Origin of the sequence: Paenibacillus sp. FSL H7-0942 (assembly GCF_045040715.1) — a bacterium.
Classification (GTDB): Bacteria; Bacillota; Bacilli; order Paenibacillales; family Paenibacillaceae; genus Paenibacillus; species Paenibacillus amylolyticus.
On sequence record NZ_CP150279.1, the window covers coordinates 6,846,587 to 6,861,075 of the forward strand.

Below are 14,489 nucleotides of genomic sequence, written 5' to 3' on the forward strand. Positions count from 1 at the left end.
CCAAAATTGGTTTCTAATCAAGCTAATCAACAAAGCCAGACTAATAGCGGATACCACTGACCCAGATCGGGATCATTGGTCTCCTGCGAGTCAGTTCGCTCGGCACGTCGAGATCAAGCGAGGAAAAACTTTACATACAGAAATGACATTGTCTAGCTGCGGCGTTCAGCACATTCAGCACATCAACGTCAGCTCAAACATCCGACTGAAGAGATCCGACTGCTTTAAGGTACGATAATGTCAACTTTACAGATTGAATTCGTTCACCTATCTTTCTGATCAGTCGCAGTCGAATTGTGACACCGACACAGCAAATTATGTCGTTTTTTCTTCCGTATTTTATCACGCGAGATAGGGGCGCTTGTGAATTATAAAGAAAACTTTAAGTAAGCAACTACTCGCAAGTGAGAACATCAATGACATCAAAAAATAGCGGCGTAGGGAAGGTAACTCCCACACCACTCTTTCATGAATTCTTTAGCTCGTCTGCAGTCCATTCCAGATGATTCTCTTCTCAACGATTCATCTACCAGAAGCGACTATAACGAACTGCTCTTCCCCCAACGCAGTCTTTGAGGAAGTGAAAAAACACTAATATGCCTCTTGGGTTTCAATGAGATAAAAGGCTCCTGCTGATTCTTCGCCACATTGTGGGCGATATGCCTGAAGCGCAGCCCGCTTTCAAACTCGGGATTAAGCGCAATCGGGATGCCCTTATGTACGGAACGTATAATTTCTACATCGGCATGGATCACGCCAATCACACCGATATTGAGAATATCGATCATATCCTGCATCTTTACCGTTGCCGAACGGGCTTCCTGTCCGTCGGCCATATTAATGATGAGCTGTGGCGGAGCCGGAATCATATCTTCTAATAATCCGATTACGCGATCCGCGTCCTGAAGCGATGTACGATGAGGTGTAGTAACGACAATAGCCTCATCTGCTGCCAAAGCCGCATTCCAGAATCCATTTTCAATGCCTGCCGGCGAATCGATCAGCACATAATCATAGCCCTGGGCTATTTGCTGTACAACCTTGCCAAAAACTTGCGGATCATCATGATGCACCGTGTCGTTACTACAGGAGATAAAGGACAAGGTACTGATTCGCTTATCTTTGACGATCACTTGATGTAAAGCACATCGACCCGTCAGAAAATCAGAAATATGATACCTTACCCTATTACTCAAACCAAGCGGAATATCCAGATTTCTCAATCCAAAATCAGCGTCGATCAGGCAAACGCTGCTCCCCGATAAGGCAAGGGCAGTCCCGAGATTAGCCGTGACCGTTGTCTTGCCAACTCCGCCTTTCCCTGATGTGATACATATAACTCGTGCCATCGGAGCCACTTCCTTCTCTTCAAGTACTAATGCGGGACAGCAAGACAACCATTTCTTCACGTATTATCGTTTGATCCGGCTTGAATGTAACGTCCTCGTAGCTAATAATCAGTTGCAATTTGATGAAATATGTCGTTATATCGACCACAGTGATTTTATCATGATGGATTATCCTACTTGAGAAATCTAAAGAAAACTTTAAATCCGTGCGTATTGGATCGTTTAATTTTTCGGAGAGATGGCACATCATTTTGACGAGGATGGAAAAGCGCAGACTGGTGTTGAGGGATTCAATATCTTGAGTCGATTACGAAGCTAGTGGAAAGAACAAAAAATGGGCCAATAGCGTCAGATACTGCTCCAACGCCATTTTCCCATTTATAATAGACTACCCTTACTGCTATATTCATGCTTGTGACGTACTGTTAGAAACCAGCATATATCCACTCCCCCGAACCGTAATGATTCGCTCGGGGTCGGCAGGGTCAGACTCAATTTTTTTGCGTAAATTACTGATATGTACAGCAACCGTTCTCGTATCCTCCAGACTTTCCATTCCCCAGATGATTTGAAACAACGTATCGACACTGACGACACGATTCACGTTTTGTGCCATATAGGACAGCAGACTGAATTCTTTTTTCGATAAAGAGATAGATGTACTTCCCATGTTGACGGACTGCGTGTAGAAATCCAGTGTCAAACCCGGTAACTCCAGCAGTTGTTCCCTTCTACCCGTCGACACTCTGCGAAGGTGAGCCTTGATCTTGGCCATGAGCACTCCCGGACTGAACGGCTTGGTCACATAATCGTCCCCGCCATAGGATAATGCGCTAATTTTTATTTCGTCTTCCTCTTGACTGCTCAGAAACACAATCGGCGCACTGGTGAGATTACGCGCATTCCTGCACCAGTCAATACCGTTTTCATTAGCCAGCAATATATCCAGTATAATTAAATCCGGCTCAAACGATGCAAGCAGCTCCATCGCTTCTGACCCGCTATGACTGCAGGTGGAGACAAATCCCTCCCTATCACAATACACCTGCACAATCTCGCATATATGAGGATCATCATCAACGATCATGATTTTGTGCGTGTCCATCTCATCACCCCTTTCCTTCAATCACCGTACAAGGAAACGTTACATAGAATGTCGCCCCCATCTTGCCGTCGCTCTCCGCTCGAACCATTCCTCCGTGCGCTTGTACGATTTCCCTGCAAATTGCCAGCCCCAGTCCACTGCCCTCTATGCCCATTCCCGGCCGATCATATCTGTAATTACGTTCGAAGATTTGCTCAAGCTGATCCGGAGGAATCCCCATTCCAGAATCCTGTATGCTAATGACTGCATGGGGAGCATGATTCACCACTTCCACAACTAGTGCAATACGCACCAGCCCCCCGCTGGAGGTGAACTTCATGGCATTTGACACTAGATTAAATAAAGCCTGCTCTATTCTTTTCGCATCCATCTCGACAACTGGCAAAATAGATCGTCTATCCTCGGCATCTCCGATATCCAGTATGAAGTCTAATCCTGCGTCGCGCACTACCAACTCATATTGTTCAAAAAAACCATGCAAGAAAGGAATCATCTGAATCGGCTCCATTCGGTACGAGACTTGTCCAGTCTCCAAATGAGACAAGAAGGACAACTCCTCGATCATACGGTTAATCCTTATCGTGTTCTCCCGGATGTACTTCAGATATTGTTCATTGCGTTCCGGCTTGACCCTGTCCTGTATAGCTTCTACATATCCAAGCATACTGGACAACGGCATACGCAGATCATGCGTAATATAAGCAAGTAGCTTCTTCCTCCCTTGCTCGGAGTGAAGCAGTCGGTCATACGAGGTTTGGAGATCATCATGCACTGTAGATAAGGCCTGTGTTCGCTCCTGAACGGTCTGTTCCAGATTCATATTCATTTCAATCAGCTTGTCATTAACGTACTGTAATTCACGTGTAATTCTCTCTTCGTTCGATGCCGTCCTCGTAGATCGCGAAGACAGCAGAATCAGCTGCGCGATCGTAAATATCAATAAGCCAAGCGGAGATGTATTTCCAACTAGCGACCATCCGTTAAAATACAAAAAATCGTTGACAACCGTGACCAAAGTAACCACCGACACCAGCAGGAAGATCAGCGCTCCCTCCATACGTCGCACAGCCGCCTGAACCAGCCCGATCATCAGATAAATCATATGTAGAACTACCATCACACCGATTACCAGCAAAAATTTTGTATATATAATTGCAGGGGTTACCACTACAAGGATACAGAATGCCCCAGTTACGATCCGGGTGCCAAGGCGAAACCATCGCGACACATAATTCGGAAAAATACAATCAAAATACATGGTGATGATATAACCGCTGAGGCAAAGAATCAGATATTCGATCTTGAACTGCAATTCCCAAGGAAAATGAGGCAACCATTGTGTAAAGATAAGCTCGCCGTTGAACAAGGATCGAATACCAAGCAGTACAGTAAACAGGCCAAAATATAACGGAGCTTTATCCTTACGTCGCAACATAAACAACAGCAGATTATACAAACCGATCACTAGCAAACTTGCCGTGATGAACATATCCCTGGCAAGATTCAGATTGGTCTTGGTCGTTAGTACGTCACTGCCACCCAGCTCGATATCCTTGGTAATGCCGCCCCGATGATGTTGGAAGTTGGATACTTGCATGACCAGCTCTAACGTGTCGCTTTCAGGCTGAAAATACACCAGCTTTGTTTCCAATTGCGGGGTCATGCTGTGCTTGTCCTGACCAACCTCACCAACTTCTTCCAGCAGCTCGCCATTGACCCATAATTTGTACGCATTAAAAATGCTAGACAGCCGCAGAGCAAGCATCTCATCGCGATCCTGGTCGCTTAGATGAACGACCAGTCCAAAGGTTGCATAGCCTGTACCGCTCAGCCGCTGACCTTCTAACGGGTAGCCCAGCCAGGAGCTTGGGATGTTAATCCAGTGGTCCTGATTTCCTTCCCTTGCCGAACGAACCCGCATATCCTCAGGCGACAGCAGTTCTTGCCAATAGAACGCCCACTTCCCTGTTAATTTTTGCGGATTCGTACTAAGTTGAGCCTGCGTTAAATCCAGAATACCTTCTTCACTTTGGAGCCTAGGAGAGTCCGGCGAAGAGAGGACGACATAGCCTGTAACCAAACCAATAACAGCAGCAATGATATACAACCAAACCTTACGAGAACCGACTCGGAGAATCTCCCTCATGATGAACCCAACCCCATTCTACAAGAGCGCAATAAGTAAGTTGATCATCCAAATAATATCATCAATACAGGAGAATGTACCCTGCAAATTTCTAGCAGGTGTCGATAGCTAACATCGCGATGATACCCTTTTGACGACGCGCGCTTAGCTGGGTGCGCCGCCACAAAAAAAGTACACACTTTGAAGTGCATACTGATATGAAGGATCTTATTCGCAATGAATAATTCGAGCACAATCTGTATGTGCCAGATTCACAGATGACTCATGCATTATAGTGAATTATTGATGATTTCTGTGAAGGGCTTCATGTTGTACGTGTCATCCTGAATGCGCCATTCTCCCTGATCCTGCAAAAAGGTGATATCACCCGATAACGGAATGGACTTGAACTCTTTGCCATCCTTATCCGTAAATTTCAAATCGAGCGTGTATTCCACAAGAATCCAGTCACTCTTGCTATCTTTGATCTTGGTTTGTATATTTTCAGGATGCAGCAGAGCCTTCTCTTTGTCTGCTACACGTAAAGGAATCTTGTTAAATCGCGCATCTATATTGGATTCGAAATTCCTTTCTGTCAAAAATGGTCTGATTACTTCTGCTCTAGCCAGCAGACCCTCCACAGTTAACGTATCTTCATAGTCCTTATAATCAACAGTCAGTTCGGTTGTTTTATAATCCAGCGACATTTCGAGGGCCTGCTGCTCATCTATGGCTGACGCCTTCTGATTGCTCACAATACTCGGCTGATTCGTCGCTGGTGGAATGGTCTCTTTAACGTTCTCGGCTGACTCAGATGGGGTGCACCCCATTATCATGACAGATGAAAGAAACAACGTACTCATCACATAAGCTAACTTACGCGAGGTGATCAACTCCTTTCTCGTCAGTATTACTCTCAATTATCCCTTCAATAGGATATAATGTCCAGTTATTAGGAACATCTGAACAGACACCCAGTGAATTACATCCATTGGGTGTCATCTTCATCATAGATTGTGTTATAGTCATCGGGAAGTGATTTGGAGGAGATAATGATGATGATCAAAATTACAACTGGACCAACTCTCGAAGGACAGCGCCTGCGGGTCCAATAACTGCGTGTTTCCTTCAACAATGAAGGTGTGAAAGCTATGTCAACTTATCAAGTCGTTCCTATGATCTATGATTCCAAGGAACAGATTGATGCTATTATTTTACTCGAACAACAATGTAAACAGCTTGATTCCATTCATCTGAAAGCAGACCTTGACCATATTAGCAAAAAAGACGGAGACCATGCACTCCTCTGTTATCGCCACGGTGATTTGGTAGGACTCCTCAGTTGGTATCCTTCCGACACCGTAACCGGGAATATTAATGCCATCGTACACCCAGATTTTCACCGCCAAGGTGTATTCAGCAGCCTACTGAACAAGGCCATCCTGGATATGAAACCACAGGGAATCAACCAACTCAGTTATCGCGTTCCTCAGGGCTTATCTCCGGGTGTTCATACTGCCCAATCCCTCGGAGCCATTTATGATCGTGCGGAGTACTCGATGCAACTTGTGAATGAGGTCCTTTCGGTTGTGGAGCCACCTGAACTAACGTTGTCCGTGGCAGAAGCCGAGGATATGGAATTTATGGTCACTTGCTCCTCCCAAGCCTTTGGAGATTCGGAGGACTGGACACGCGAGTACTTTATGCAAACAAATGAACCCAGCCGAGTCACCTATATTGCGTGGCAGAATCAACTGCCTGTTGGGCTGGTACGGGTCAACTCCATTAATGCAACAACCGCATTTATTCATAACTTCTGTATCTTGCCTGCTTATCAGGGACAGAAACTGGGGCGCACTGCGCTTAGCATCCTGGTTGATCTCCTAAGGAAACAAAGTTACACAGATATCCGCTTATCCGTTGTTACCGAGAACAAACGTGCTTTGAATCTGTACCGCAGTGTTGGTTTTGAAGTGATTTCTGAGTATCACTATTTCAACGGTAGTTTATAAAAGGCAGTAGAGAGAGATCATTTTCCGCAAAGGGAGACGGTCTCTCTTTTTATATATTGGAGAATTGAAAAATCAATTTATAACCATCGAACGTTTGCCCGTAAATCTCCCGATAGTTACCTTTAGTATAATTATCCACTGTTTTTCGCCAGAAAGATTGGCCAATCTTATTTTTCTCCGATGGATTGGTGAACAACTCCCAGTTTCCTATAAACATGCCGAAGATCGTCGATGCCGCGTATTCAGCAACGCCTACACCTCGAAACGGCTGCATCAGAAAGAAGTCATGTACAAAGAAATTCGTGCCTTGTGAACAATATGGCGGAGTAGCTATGAACGCAAACCCTGCCGGTATGCCATCCACAATCATGAGGAACGGATAAAGACACTCCGGTTTTTCCCACCATATGTCCTGGACGTTATACTGATCCTGCAAAGTTATATAATCAGGACTTGGCTCAAAAATGCCATGTTCGTTCGGGGTATGCTCTCCACCCAGACCATAATGTCCGGATAGATCATGAAGGTATAGCGGGTACATATTTTTAATCACATACGCCTCGTCTTTATTCGTTAATTTCACTTCTATATTCATATTCACCAACCTTACCAGATGATTTAAGGAGTTAATTCAAGAACTCTTACCGCAAATCCTTGTACCGTCAAATGAATTGTACGCGTAGTTAACAACCTCGAATATGTAAAAAACCTTTAATAACTATTCTTTATTCTTACAGGAAAAAGCCACATTCGATTGCTCGAACATGGCCTCTATAGTTTCATCCCTTTTTGCAATACACAATTTTCTTGATGCTATCGATGGATAAACAGTATTGGTCCGCAAGCTGATCGATGGTTGTTCCGGCAGCAAAAAGCTGGCGGATCTCGTCGTTCCGCTCCCGGACAATCCTTCTGCCACCCGAATTCTCGCCCCACTTCTTGTGGGCATCCTTGGGCCTCGGAATATAGATCAAGCCACCAGAGATATGACGCTGTATTTCTTTGAGTAATTCTTCCGGGAAGATTGTATCCGCATTAATATATTTCACGTTGCTCCACTCCTTAAAAGTTAAAATCTTTAAGGCAGCAGAGTCGTACAATGAACACATTGGATATGCACTACAATGATATGGCGGAAAAGAATTTCAAGCTCTATGCAAACAACCGCCGTTGTTCATCACATGGACTCTGCATAGAGCGGATCGTGAAACTTCTTATGAAACGAATCATGGTAGCCCCCCATTCAGTTAATCTTATTCGTGCTGAAGAACTTTTAACTGTCTATACCATAATAAGGTTTACTTTCCCTAATGGCAAAATCTACACGTCGAATCTGTAATATACCCCTGTTAATTCTTCTGATACGCTCCATAGCTTGTTTGAAATGTTAGCGTCATATAATTTTTCGATGATCTTAGCGCTCTTGGGATAGCCCTTAGTGCCGCCCATACCGCTGGGAGCAATATACTCCCCTCCCGTGATCGTCGGATCTGCTGCAGCATATAAGGTAGGTAATGCCCCCATACGTGCCGGTTGACTAATGATTTTCAAAAGACTGCGCATGAATATATTGGTCTGTTTCCCCGAACCGAAGGAAAATAGGTTGGTATGCGAAATTCCTGGATGAGCGGCGATACTCATGGAATCAATATGGGCGGAATTAAATTTATTCTGCAGCTCTCTCGCAAACATCAGATTGGCTAGCTTGCTTTGACTGTAGAACTTCATAGGATTATATCCTTTGGAGCCATCTAAATTATTAAAATCAATCGCACCATTATGAGCTGCCATACTACTTACAGTGACTACTCTCGATTTCGGAGTAGAGATCAATCGAGGCAATAGTAGACCCGTAAGCGCAAAATGGCCTAGATGATTACTACCAAACTGCAATTCAAAGCCATCTTTCGTCAACTGGAATGGAGGGTTCATAATTCCTGCATTATTAACGAGAATGGACAAAGAATCGTATTGCTCAAGAAAAGCGGCTGCGAACTTACGAATACTAGCTAAATCGCTAAGGTCGAGCTGCATAACGATTACCTCTCCAGCTACATGCACAGACGACTTTATTTTATTAGCTGCCTTTTCACCTTTTTCCAGATTACGAACTGCAAGGATAACTTTTGCGCCTTTTTCAGCTAACGCTAATGCCGTTTCATACCCTAACCCGCCGTTCGAACCTGTCACAATCACTACTTTATCGGATACAGTCGGGATGATATCTTTAGTCCAAACTTTGCTCATTTGTCTACACACCTTTCTTATCTCTTCCTTGATACCCTAATATCCAGCGTTTGAAAGCTCTTATCCCCCACCATACTGGCTTAAACTCCGTTCCAGCATCCCTCTAACCTGCTGCTGTAGTTCGAGCGGAGACACCACCTTCACTTCCGGCCCATAGGAGAGTAACTTTCGTGCTGTAAAAGAGAACTCTTCAGGCGGAATCAGTCCGCGCCACTCATGGCCTTCAACTGACTTGAACAATACATCTGACGCAGCAATCCTCGCTCCAAATTCCGTGAAATGCAGCACCACTTCTACGCTTGCTCTATCTTCTTTGGCAGCTAACCATGCCTTTAGACTTGGAACAGATTTATCCACTGATTCCATAACCGTCAACTGCTGCATGCGATCCACCCGATACAATAATACGCGGTCCTTATTCCGGGCTGGCATGTACCAATGTCCCTGCTCATAGTAGATGCCATAGGGAAAGACCTGGACTTTTTTAGGACCACTGCGGGCATGATACATAAATTCGATTTCTCTCTTTTCTACCGCTGCACCCAATATCGCTGTTGTTAAAGGCTCGGCATGCTCACCTGGATGTTGGACAAAAGCAATGTGTTCCCTCATTCGCATAATCAGATCCTGTACATCTTCGGGCAAAGTAGAAAAATACTGCTCAGCCAGATGTTCACGCATTGATCCATACGGAAAATCCGGTACTTGCTGTAGATATTCCAGCATCATAAACAGCCCTAATGCCTCCTGCTGTGTCAGTTGAAGAGGTGGCAAAATCCGATTGGGCAACACCCGATATCCTCCGTTCACGCCAACTTCTGTGTACAAGGGAAAACCCAGCGCCTGCAATGCATCCAGATCGCGCTGGATCGTACGAACCGAAACGTCGAACCGTTCTGCCAGTTCCCGGGCGGTGAACTTTTGTCTGGAATCCATCAGGCGCATAATAGCCAGTTTTCGATGATTCATGAATTCAACATCCTAACTACGTCAACTTTTGTCATAGTTAAAGTGTATCATACATTTTAGAAGGGAGCGATGAACATGTCTGATAACAAAACAATTTTGTACATTGCTATGAGTTTGGATGGATATATCGCAAGACTGGACGGTTCGGTCGATTGGTTATTTGATGTGGAGGGTGATGGTGGAGACAACGGGTATGCTGCCTTTTATGAAACAATCGGTAGCGTTGTTATGGGACGTTATACGTATGAAGAGGTGCTCACACTTTCCGAAGAATTTCCCTATGCGGATCGCCCAACGTATGTGCTTTCCCGCTCGGAACAGCCGCCCGCTCCGCATGTACAGTTTACAACCGAGGAGGTAGATACGCTCATTCCCCGGTTAAAACAAACTTCTGATGGAGACGTGTGGATTGTGGGTGGCGGCATATTGGTTCAAGCTGTGTTAGCAAAAAAATTACTGGATGAGATTGAAATCGCCATCATTCCCAAAATTCTTGGTGAAGGCATCCCCTTATTCCCGACAGGCACTGTGCCAAGTCAATTTAAAATGCTCCGAACCCAGACGCTCGGACAGATCATTTCGATTCGTTATGAGGTACAGAACACCGGCACAGCGGATACACCCTCGAATATCTAGATGAGTAGAAAAGGGGAAAGACCATTCTTGTGATAAATGGACACCATAAAGTTAGACACCATCTAACCATTGGGCTACCCGTTCATGAAAGAGTGGTCTTTCCATTACCATGTATCAAGTATCAAGTATCAAGTATCAAGTTATCCTATCATTCCTCGTATATATTCCGCTAACACCTCTGCCGTCCTACGGTGAGATAACTCGCCTGGATGGGTGCGCGCACCTACCGTCTCTTCGGTTGTATCAGGAAGCTGGATGATTGAGACCTTACGATCTCCTGTCCCCTTTGTATACGCATCAACCGCGCGGTAGATGGCAGGCATCATGGGAAAACCAAGCATGCCATAAGCCCATACGAGTTGTGCATCCGGATTGTTTTTCCGAAGTTTGAACAGGAACTGCTCCACTGCTTTCTCAAAAGCGGTCAGATCCTCTTCATGATACGTACCATCTTCGTTCAAACGCTGCTTGTACACCTTGCCCGTGTCGGGGTCTTTCCACTCCGGTGACTGAAATGCACCCCCATCATTGCTGCCCAGGTTCACGACTACCACATCCGGCTGCCAGGAACTAAAATCATGCTGATCTCCTGCGCCTAGCGCTTCGTTACGCTCACCAGTAAGCAAGCCACAGACCTGTTCGTAATACTTGGGGATATTCCCCTTTGGATTATTATCCCAACTTGTCAGCACACCCCAGCCACTTTGCGAGATGACCCGATACTCCGCATTCAATGCCTCTGCTGTCATAAACGTATAATTATGTATGGCGCTGAACCACATCGGAATCCAATCTTCCTCCGCTTTCGCTCCAATCGCACCTTCGCCAGATGTAATACTGTCACCAATGAACTCGATCTTGTACGGTTTTTCCTGCACAGGCAGGAACGCTCCATCCGATTTCACCGCATGAATCTGCAAGGCACAACCCGGGTCACCACTCATCGCTTGAACATCTTTGACGATCCGTACATTCTTCACCACATCTGCGTTCATACCTCGGAATACACAGACCCAGTACCTTCCCGCCGTTAACATCTGTCTGCTCACCGAAACACCATTGATCAGAATGCTGATCCATGACTCATACATGTCATACTGCGACTCTACTTCAACCCATAGTTCGGAGCCCTGTACATTGAGTTCAACTGCACTCCCCGTCCAAAATAACGTCAACGGCGATCGCTCTCCAGTTGTTCTGCCATGCACTTTAAGATTTCCGATCTCAGGCAGAGCATATACCTTTAAATTCTCATTAGATATCACGGTGCAAACCTCCTACGTTTGGCTCAGATTATAAGCAGGCTCTCTACATGCCTCGGATGTACGCTTAACTGATATTATGCAACTTTTGAAGCGCTTCCTCTTTGTTTTTCAAAAAGAAAACATGCTTGCCATTGTTGCACTCATAGATGAAATCTCTCAGGCTCTTGCTGTTATGTCCTTCGAAATCTCCCACAATAGCAAGCTTAACATGATAGTTCACGTATTTCTGCAAAATCTCGCCTGCAAGCTTGGTTTTCAGTTCGAAGAACTCTTCCGTGATGTTCGATTTGTCGATAATGAGCTTATCGGCATCATCGCTATACCTTACCGAAGCCATCAAATCCAGTGCATCTTGAGCATTGTTGATGACGATGCCATCACTTTCAATAATGGCGACCTTGGAATTGCCTTGTTGATCAATAGTTATGTTCATTTCACTTTCTCCTCCTATGGACATCGGCTTTTGGTTAAGAGATAACATATCTCAGTTATTCAGTTGTTCAATTATTCATCTTTTCAAGCGTCTCCATATAGAACACATGCAGGAACTTTTTGATATTAACCTTGCCTTTGTCGCCTGCCTGATCTTCTTCCATGGCTCTCATCTTCATTCGAACATCCTGGAAGTCGAAGTACAGGGGAGCATAATGCTCAAACTTGTGGTTGCTATAATCGTTGAGTCCAATCGAGGCCATGTTCGTTAACGCGGCAATTACCGTTCTGCGAATGCGCTGTTCCATCGCCTTGCTCTCTTTCTCGACGTCTTTGGGCGTGGACTTGTACGTCTGGGCCACCGCTTCATAGGACTCCTTCAGTGGCGGCCACTCCGCGACCTGCTTCTGATCAATCGCATACTCCATGAGCGCAATGATGTCCTTGCTACCACTTTCTCCGATGATCCCCAGATCCATTAAAATGCTTCTTGCCGCATCTCGCACCGTACGACCTTGGGCAGGGGCCGGCGCTTCCACCAGATTCAATCGAGCCATCGACTGCTTGATCTCCAGCACGTATCGTTCATACTTCCACTGGTCATTCACTTTGCTGAGCACATGCTCCACTTCCACCCGATTAATCGGTTTATGAATAAAGAATTCAATGCCGTTCTGGTAGGCCGCTCCTACCATCTCTTTGTTCTCCACCTGAGAGATCATGATGAATTTCCCGGTATAACCCCCGTGCTTCAGCTTCGCCACCGTCTCAATTCCGTCCTGATCCGGCATCAGCAGATCAATCAGCACCACATCTGGACGCAGATCCATGATCATGCGTGCTCCTTCTATGCCGCCCTCAGCCATGCCCGCAAGCTCGCCGATACCACAGGATTCAATGATATCATGCAGCATGCTCCGACTTACCACATCATCATCCACGATCATGATAGAAAGTGTCATCGACATCGGCCCCCTTGATCAGATTTATTTTGGGAATAGCTATAACAAATGTTGTCCCTGTCTCTCCCGGAGGCGCCGACTCTACCTTAATTTGTCCCGCCAACGACTGAACGATATCACGTACATGGGACAAGCCAATGCCCGTCGCAGCAATGCCAACTTCATTGAACTTTGTTGTATAGCCTGGTTCAAAAATAACATCCCGTTTGGCTTCAGGTACGCCTTTTCCAGTGTCCATCACGACGAAATGCACGTCATCTTCTTGCTCATATACATGAATTCGGACCGTCCCGACATGCTCAATCGCCTCTACCGCATTGGCAATCAAGTTATTCATTACCGTGAGAAGAGGAATGTAATACGGAGACTCACAATCATACTGTTGTTCAATATCGATCTCGACCTGCTTATGAAGCATTTCGCTATATTTTCGGTTTGCTTTGCTGGCAAAGTTCAGTACTTCAGATAGGCTCATGTTGACCGCTTTTTCATTATCATACAGCTTCAGCAGACCCGCTAGAATACGTTGTGAATCCTTCTTTACTTCATGAATCTGCTGAGCGATGCCCAGCGTGCGCTGACTATATTGGTTCAAGTCCTGCTCCCGGAGATCGCGATATAGATCATAGCTGTCTGCTGTAATGCCTTCGATCGTATTCATCGCTTTCTTCAGGTAAAAGACCTCGCCATACAGACCCGAGTTCACACTCAGCATCTGCTCCATCCGCTTCTCCTGCTCTGCATGTAAGAGCCGCATCTGCCTCACCGCAATGCTGTTATATAGCCCAATCACAAAGTAACTTCGCAGACCGCCCACCACAAGCAAATACAACCATTCCTTCATATAAAAGATATTGGTCCCGCTTAACATTCCGCGAAAAAGCAGTTCAACAAGATTAGAGGAGAAATCGATACATGTGATTAACCCGCCGAGCAGAAGAGGCTGCATCTCATGGAATCGATGCTTGAATTTGCTAAGCCCATAGGCAAAGACCACATAATACACACCTGCCCCCAGATTGTCCCGCATGCTTTCCAGTATAGACACCGTCTGTACATGATTGATGAGATCTACCGACTGGAACAGCAAATTCGCGATGCCTGTCAGGATTCCTGTCTTCACATAAGACAAGTGTGGCATGATCATCAGCAGAAATAAAAGGATGCTAACCCCCAGCCCGATTCGGAAGTAATCTTCCCGGAATGGATTTATCTTGAATTGCGCCCCTACCGCAGTGGTAAAGGCAATGGCCGTCATCTGCACATTCTCATTTTTGACCCAATTGCGCATCGATCTCTTCACCCACTATAACAACGTTTAGCGCCCAATGCCGGAACCCGCGCTTCTAATGTTAAATATACTAACATATGAAAGAAGCATTAGAAA

General features: G+C 45.5%; 14 protein-coding genes. 2 read left to right on the top strand and 12 right to left on the bottom strand.

Annotated features, from left to right (window positions below):
• Positions 1-539: 539 nt before the first annotated feature.
• From minD to MHI48_RS29970, 4 genes are all read right to left on the bottom strand, one after another.
• Positions 540-1,409, bottom strand: coding sequence for a septum site-determining protein MinD (gene minD, locus MHI48_RS29955; RefSeq protein ID WP_405142607.1), 870 nt, complete (start codon positions 1,407-1,409; stop codon positions 540-542).
• 346 nt (positions 1,410-1,755) lie between these two features.
• Positions 1,756-2,454 carry a response regulator transcription factor gene (locus MHI48_RS29960; RefSeq protein ID WP_036671783.1) on the bottom strand — a complete coding sequence of 233 codons (699 nt, stop codon included), beginning with the start codon at positions 2,452-2,454 and terminating at the stop codon, positions 1,756-1,758.
• Positions 2,455-2,458: 4 nt separating this feature from the next.
• Positions 2,459-4,600 (bottom strand): ATP-binding protein, encoded by a 2,142-nt coding sequence (locus MHI48_RS29965; protein WP_076329347.1) that lies wholly within the window; start codon positions 4,598-4,600, stop codon positions 2,459-2,461.
• Between the two features lie 269 nt (positions 4,601-4,869).
• Positions 4,870-5,409 carry a hypothetical protein gene (locus MHI48_RS29970; protein ID WP_143781492.1) on the bottom strand — a complete coding sequence of 180 codons (540 nt, stop codon included), beginning with the start codon at positions 5,407-5,409 and terminating at the stop codon, positions 4,870-4,872.
• Positions 5,410-5,730: 321 nt separating this feature from the next.
• On the opposite strand from MHI48_RS29970, the gene MHI48_RS29975 reads away from it, so the two are divergent.
• A complete protein-coding gene (locus tag MHI48_RS29975) occupies positions 5,731-6,591 on the top strand; it encodes a GNAT family N-acetyltransferase (protein ID WP_076329346.1) in 861 nt (286 codons plus the stop codon).
• A gap of 49 nt (positions 6,592-6,640) precedes the next feature.
• On the opposite strand, the gene MHI48_RS29980 is transcribed toward MHI48_RS29975, so the two are convergent.
• From MHI48_RS29980 to MHI48_RS29995, 4 genes are all read right to left on the bottom strand, one after another.
• The gene (locus MHI48_RS29980; RefSeq protein ID WP_076329345.1) at positions 6,641-7,186 is read right to left on the bottom strand and encodes a hypothetical protein; all 546 of its coding nucleotides are present in this window, start codon (positions 7,184-7,186) and stop codon (positions 6,641-6,643) included.
• 184 nt (positions 7,187-7,370) lie between these two features.
• A complete protein-coding gene (locus tag MHI48_RS29985) occupies positions 7,371-7,640 on the bottom strand; it encodes a CD3324 family protein (protein ID WP_036611734.1) in 270 nt (89 codons plus the stop codon).
• Between the two features lie 271 nt (positions 7,641-7,911).
• Positions 7,912-8,838: an oxidoreductase gene (locus tag MHI48_RS29990; protein ID WP_405142611.1), complete on the bottom strand. Its 927-nt coding sequence runs from the start codon at positions 8,836-8,838 to the stop codon at positions 7,912-7,914.
• Positions 8,839-8,898: 60 nt separating this feature from the next.
• On the bottom strand, positions 8,899-9,807 hold the full coding sequence (locus tag MHI48_RS29995) for a YafY family protein (protein ID WP_339196157.1): 909 nt from the start codon (positions 9,805-9,807) through the stop codon (positions 8,899-8,901).
• A gap of 69 nt (positions 9,808-9,876) precedes the next feature.
• Between MHI48_RS29995 and MHI48_RS30000 the strand changes: the two genes are divergently transcribed.
• Positions 9,877-10,443, top strand: coding sequence for a dihydrofolate reductase family protein (locus MHI48_RS30000; protein WP_405142613.1), 567 nt, complete (start codon positions 9,877-9,879; stop codon positions 10,441-10,443).
• A gap of 140 nt (positions 10,444-10,583) precedes the next feature.
• Here MHI48_RS30000 and MHI48_RS30005 read toward each other — a convergent pair whose 3' ends face one another.
• The 4 genes from MHI48_RS30005 to MHI48_RS30020 all read right to left on the bottom strand — a co-directional run bounded on the left by MHI48_RS30005 (position 10,584) and on the right by MHI48_RS30020 (position 14,405).
• The gene (locus MHI48_RS30005; RefSeq protein ID WP_036611744.1) at positions 10,584-11,708 is read right to left on the bottom strand and encodes an SGNH/GDSL hydrolase family protein; all 1,125 of its coding nucleotides are present in this window, start codon (positions 11,706-11,708) and stop codon (positions 10,584-10,586) included.
• A gap of 64 nt (positions 11,709-11,772) precedes the next feature.
• Positions 11,773-12,141 (bottom strand): DUF4180 domain-containing protein, encoded by a 369-nt coding sequence (locus MHI48_RS30010; protein WP_036611747.1) that lies wholly within the window; start codon positions 12,139-12,141, stop codon positions 11,773-11,775.
• 67 nt (positions 12,142-12,208) lie between these two features.
• Positions 12,209-13,102: a response regulator gene (locus MHI48_RS30015; RefSeq protein ID WP_036611750.1), complete on the bottom strand. Its 894-nt coding sequence runs from the start codon at positions 13,100-13,102 to the stop codon at positions 12,209-12,211.
• Positions 13,074-14,405 carry a sensor histidine kinase gene (locus MHI48_RS30020; RefSeq protein ID WP_405142616.1) on the bottom strand — a complete coding sequence of 444 codons (1,332 nt, stop codon included), beginning with the start codon at positions 14,403-14,405 and terminating at the stop codon, positions 13,074-13,076. Before MHI48_RS30020 ends, MHI48_RS30015 begins: the two co-directional genes overlap by 29 nt.
• Positions 14,406-14,489 lie beyond the last annotated feature (84 nt).

Excerpts from the sequence above, each read along its gene's own strand:
- MHI48_RS29990 (WP_405142611.1), bottom strand. The coding sequence starts at position 8,838 with ATGAGCAAAGTTTGGACTAAAGATATCATCCCGACTGTATCCGATAAA.
- MHI48_RS30010 (WP_036611747.1), bottom strand. The coding sequence starts at position 12,141 with ATGAACATAACTATTGATCAACAAGGCAATTCCAAGGTCGCCATTATT.
- MHI48_RS30000 (WP_405142613.1), top strand. The coding sequence starts at position 9,877 with ATGAACATGTCTGATAACAAAACAATTTTGTACATTGCTATGAGTTTG.
- MHI48_RS29975 (WP_076329346.1), top strand. The coding sequence starts at position 5,731 with ATGTCAACTTATCAAGTCGTTCCTATGATCTATGATTCCAAGGAACAG.
- MHI48_RS29970 (WP_143781492.1), bottom strand. The coding sequence starts at position 5,409 with ATGGGGTGCACCCCATCTGAGTCAGCCGAGAACGTTAAAGAGACCATT.
- MHI48_RS29965 (WP_076329347.1), bottom strand. The coding sequence starts at position 4,600 with ATGAGGGAGATTCTCCGAGTCGGTTCTCGTAAGGTTTGGTTGTATATC.
- MHI48_RS30015 (WP_036611750.1), bottom strand. The coding sequence starts at position 13,102 with ATGACACTTTCTATCATGATCGTGGATGATGATGTGGTAAGTCGGAGC.
- MHI48_RS29995 (WP_339196157.1), bottom strand. The coding sequence starts at position 9,807 with ATGAATCATCGAAAACTGGCTATTATGCGCCTGATGGATTCCAGACAA.
- MHI48_RS29960 (WP_036671783.1), bottom strand. The coding sequence starts at position 2,454 with ATGGACACGCACAAAATCATGATCGTTGATGATGATCCTCATATATGC.
- MHI48_RS29980 (WP_076329345.1), bottom strand. The coding sequence starts at position 7,186 with ATGAATATAGAAGTGAAATTAACGAATAAAGACGAGGCGTATGTGATT.